Source organism: Promineifilum sp. (SeqCode) (assembly GCF_041918635.1).
Classification (GTDB): Bacteria; Chloroflexota; Anaerolineae; order Promineifilales; family Promineifilaceae; genus Promineifilum.
Window position 1 is genome coordinate 1 of the sequence record NZ_JAYRVJ010000632.1, and the last position, 5,304, is coordinate 5,304.

Sequence of the window (5,304 nt, forward strand, 5' to 3'; positions counted from 1 at the left end):
CAACAACGTCTACATCGAGTTCGAGGCGCTGCGCGAACTAGCGGACGCCTTGCCCACTCAGGCCAAGACCTGACCGATCTGAGTGCACCGGTCGCTGGCTGAGAAGTCCTGTAGAGCACAGTTGATCGCGTGCCCAACCAGATTATATTCCAGTCAGTTCTGTCTGGCGCCAATGAAAATCGCCTACCTGTAGCGCGATGTAGCCAATCGCGCCGCATAGAATGGAGGTGACGCTATCAGCCTGTAACACAACACGAACCTGACCGGTCCTGAACATCACACCATCAAGCCAACTAACATTGGAGAAAACGTCTCATCATGACCATCAAGATCGGCCGCCTACTGTGCGCCGGCGCACTGCTCATCGTCCTGACCCTGCTGCTCTCTTCACCCCTGGCCGCCCAACCGGCCGAACGAGAGACTGGCATTCCCTCCAACAACTTAATTGCCAACTTCGCCCGCGTTGACCGCGTTGACGTCGCGACCGGTTCCGACGTGGCGCTCCAGAAACTTTCACCCGACCTGCGCGCCTCGGTCGAAACGACCGCGGTGAGGCCGACCAGAACCGGGCCGGCCAACGATACGCAGCATCTCGTTTTCGTCCTTATCCGCCCCGGAACGTCCGTCGAGCGATTCATGATAAGCTCGGTCGCCAGCCGGCGCTTCGGCGAACTGCAATGGGTCACCGGCGAAGTGAAAGCCGCCAACCTGCTCAAGCTGGCCGGTCTGGAGGGCGTATTCTCCGTCACTTCGACCGCGGCCTACCAGCCCATGCCCGCGCCCGGCCTGGAGGAGATGGCGGGCGCGCAACCGGCCCTGACGCGGCAACAGATGGCTGAGTTGCTGGCGTCCGGCGGCCCGGCGGCCGTGCTGGCGGCGTCGGCGAACGCCCTGACGCCCCTTTCGTCAACGGCCACTGCGCCGGCCGCGACCGCCAGCCCCGCGCCCAATGCCATTGACACCATCAAAGTCACCGACATTCATCGCGTCGCCGAGGCCCATGCCGCCGGCTATACCGGCGAGGGCGTCGTGGCCGCCGTGATCGATTCCGGCGTGGATTTCGGCGCGACCGACCTGCAAGGCACACAGGCCCGCGTCGAAGGCGGCCCCTACGACGGGTGGCCGTTCGCCTATGACACGCTGTCCGGCGTTTACTACGCGCTGGATTCGGCAACCATCGGCCCGGATAACTACTGGGAGTGGGTCAACGGCACGCTCTATGCCCACACGCTCCCGATCGAGGACGTCACTTGCGACGCCGGCCAGTGCTCGGCCGACTTGATGATCGACGCCGGCACGCTCTCGGGTGAGCCGCTCTTCCTGCCCTTCACCTGGCCGGATACGTCACAGAGTGGGATCTACTACTATACAGTCCATCCCGATCTCTCCCACCTGTCCGCCGCCTATCTGCGCACCCTGGGTTATGCTTCAGAGTATAGCGCGCCCGCGGCGGTCATCGTGGCCGATGAGGTGACGGCCGGCGTCTATGACACCGTCTACGTTGACGCCGACTTCGACCAGGATCTGGGCGATGAGAAGCCCATGTCCAAGGGCGATGAACTATCGGGCACAGACCTCTACAACGCCGACGGGAGCGACGGCGGCGACGGCCTGTGGGATCTGTCCGTCAGCATGCTCAGCTGGATCGCGGACGGCGAGAACCCGCCGCCGGGTGTGGGTGTGCTCTACCCGAATGTAATCGTGCCCAAGGCGGGCCGCTTGATCGCCTTCGTCGGCGACTCGGACGCCCACGGCACGGCGGTGGCCTCGATGATTGCCGGGCAAAGTGTCATCACCGACCCCTACCTGCTGCGCCAGATCAACCCGCGCCTGGCCGGCGGGGCCGAGATGGGCGGCGTCGGCGGGCCGGTGACGGCCGGCATGGCTCCAGATGCCCGGATCGCCGCGTTCATGAACGGCTTCAACCTGCCGTTTGACTCCTGGACGCTGGCCGTCCTCGGCTTCGACGGCGCGCCGCAGACGGGCGACGAAGCCCATGTGATCAACAACTCATGGGGCGACAGCTCTGTCGTCGAGGATGGTTGGGATAGCACCTCACGTTTTGCCCAATACTTGAACCAGGTCTACGCCCCCCATGCTACCTTCCTGGTCTCCACGGGCAACGGCGGCCCCGGCTATGGCACGACGACCTCGCCCGGCGGCGGCACGCTGCTCAAGGTCGGCGCCAGCACGTCGTATGGTAGCAGCACGTACTTTGAGTTGGTTGCCCCGGATCAGTTCACCTATGGGGCCATTCAGCCGTGGTCGAATCGCGGGCCATCGGGCCTGGGCGATGTCGATCCCGACCTGGTTTGCGTCGGGGCCTGGGGCTTCGGTTCCACGCCGCTCAACCGGGCCATGAACGGCCAGGGCGCGTATGACCTGTTCGGCGGCACGTCGATGTCCAGCCCCGTCTGCGCCGGCATCGCCGCAATGGTCTACGAATCTTTCCAAGACGCTCACGGTCGCTGGCCGACGTGGCAAGAAGCGACTGACATCCTGAATAACGGCGCGCATGACCTGGGTTACAACGCCCTGGCCCAGGGCGCGGGCAACGCCGACGCGCTGCGCTCGACGGCCATCGCTGCCGGCGCGGCCGCCTACGTGACCCCCAGCCAGTGGCAGGTAGGCGACTATCGCGGCGAGAACCTGACGCCCGGTTTTCCGGCCATTATTCATCCAGGCCAGAGCGCGTCGATCCCGCTGACGCTCCACAACCCAACGGACGCGGCCGTCACCAGCGAGCTGGAAGATGTCACGTTGCAGCGCGTCCACGAGATCAGCTTCACGGTCACGCTGGGCGCCGGTAACCAAGACGGCATCGTGCCCGACTACCTGCGCGACATCAGCGACGTGATCGATGACTACGACCCCGATCTGGTCAGCGCCCACGTGATGTTCCCGTTCTCGGTTTTTGACCGGGATGAGAACTACTATGCCGACACCACCGTCACAACCCTTTTCTACGACTGGAAAGACCTGAACGGCGACGGCAATCTGTGGGAAGACCTCAACGGCAACGGTCGCGTCGAACCGGACGAGATCGATAAAGACGGCCCCGATGGCTTTGAGTTCAACCGCTACACCTACGCCTATGCCACAGCCAACTATCAATTGGCGGACCTGGGCCGCGACGCGCTGTCGCGCCGGCACGATGGCGTCTTTTTCGGCCTGCAGCGATTTAGTTACACGGAAGACATCGACGTAACCGTCCAACTCATCCTCTACAAGAAGGCCGATTGGGACTGGCTGAGTCTGTCGGCCGCCTCGGTCAACGTGCCCGCCGCCGGCATGGCAACGGTGACGGCGACGATGGCCGTGCCCGACGACGCCCGCCTCGGTCTCTATGAAGGCGCTATCGAGTACGACGGCCAAGTCATTCCTGTTATCACCCACGTCGCCGCCGATTCGGCCACGTTCGAGTTCGGCGCGACTTCACTGGATGAATCGCTGGGCGATACGCCCTACGACAACGGCCATCTCCTCGGTTCCACCGACTGGGGCTGGCGTCCAGAAACGGGAGACTGGAAGCAGTTCTACTACGACGCGCCCGACGGCGCGACCGAGCCCGGCACGGGCATGGTCGTCACAACGGAATGGGCCTTCCCGGAAGCATCCAACATCCCGCCGCTGCCGGAGAGTGCACTCTACGAGACGTTCGAGGACGGCATCCCGTGGGACTGGCCAGTGATCACGAATGTTAGCACCTGCGGCTGGCAATCGACCGGGGTACTCGGCTCAGACAACTGGACCGGCGGCGAGGGTCTGGCGGCCGAGACCAGCTCCAGCTACTGCATGTCCGGCGTGGATACCGAGCTTTACACGCCCATCATTGACCTGAGCGGCCAAACCGAGGCGTGGCTCGCCTTCCACACCCACTTCATCGGCAACATCGACTGGCAGGGTAACATCCTCGAGAACGGCTACGTCGATATCAGCGAGGACGGCGGCGCCACCTGGACGAACCTTCTCGATCTGCAAACCTATACTTTCGTACCGCAAGTCATTGACCTGTCTGACTATGCCGGGGGCAGCGTCCAGCTTCGCTTCCGTTACGTCGCGCAAAGCTGGAGCTTCTGGTGGCAGCTCGACGACGTGGGCGTGTTCATGGCCGACCCGACAGCGAGCTACGTCGTGCCCGTGCCCGACCTGACCGACGTGGACACGGCCATCTTCGGCGCGGCCGAGGATGACTTCTCCGCCGGCGATCCGGCCTTCTTTGGGCCGTCGGGCGTGGGGCGGATTGGCGGCAGTCGCGATGCCTGGCTCAGCAATGGCACGTTTGCCTTCTACACAGAGACCGACGGCCCTAAGGAGATCGTCGGCGGTCTCTCCGGCGACGGTCTGGGCTACGTCTCGCTCCACAATGTGCTGAATGCCGGCCGCGTCATCGGTGAGCCGGTCGTCGGCCGCGCCTATCAGCTGTCCGTCGCTCCCGCGCCACTGACGGCGGCGGCCGAGACCATCGTCAGCGCCACGCCTCCCACAGTCAGAGCGGAGTTGCAGGCCAGCATCAAATCCACGGCCGATATCCCCGAAGGTCTCAGCGTGCTCGGTTTCGGCCTCTCGCAGCCGATCCGCAAGATGGGCGAGCCGATCGCGCAGGACACTCCCAATAACATCTGCTCCGCTACCTGGGTCTATCCCACCAAAATCCGGGATGGCGGCCTGTTGCAGGCGACGACAACTTCCAGCGTTCATAACCTGGATGTCGATCTCTACTTGTGGGGCGACAACGGCGACGGCGCGCTGGACTGTAACAGTGACTACTTGATCGCCAGTTCGGCCGGGCCGACATCCGAGGAGAGCATCGCCCTGTCGCTGCCCGTTGATGCCCAGTACTGGATCATGGTTCACGGCTACAGCGTGCCCGGTACAGCCGGCGTCTTCGACATCGCCATTGACGCGATTCAGGGACATGATCTGGTCGTCAACGCGCCGGCCGGGCCTGTGGCGGCTGGCGTGCCCGTCACCTTCGATCTGTCGGCCGAGATAGCCTACAAGCCCGGTTCTGAGTGGCAGGGACTGATCTTCGTGGGGCCGGCTGATGGCCCGACAGCCATCAACCTGCCTGTCATCATCACTGTGCCCGCGCTGGAGGCGAGCGGCTTGTCCGCCCGCTTCACTGCCGCGCCGGAAGGGCTGGCAACGGGCGATATGACAACGCTCAGTCTGTGGGCCTGGAACGGCAGCACCGATAGCGAGGTGGTGGACATAGCCATCAACGTGCCGCCCGGCCTGGTGGTGGATATCGCCTCAGTGAGCGCCAGCCAGGGCCATGCCCTCTACAACCTTGCCACCCGC

At 64.0% G+C, this 5,304-nt stretch carries 1 protein-coding gene; it reads left to right on the forward strand.

Annotated elements, in window-relative coordinates; all coding sequences use genetic code 11:
- Positions 1-318 precede the first annotated feature (318 nt).
- Positions 319-5,304 (forward strand): S8 family serine peptidase (locus tag ACE3UY_RS18565; RefSeq protein WP_374688972.1); only part of this gene is annotated, 4,986 nt, incomplete at its 3' end.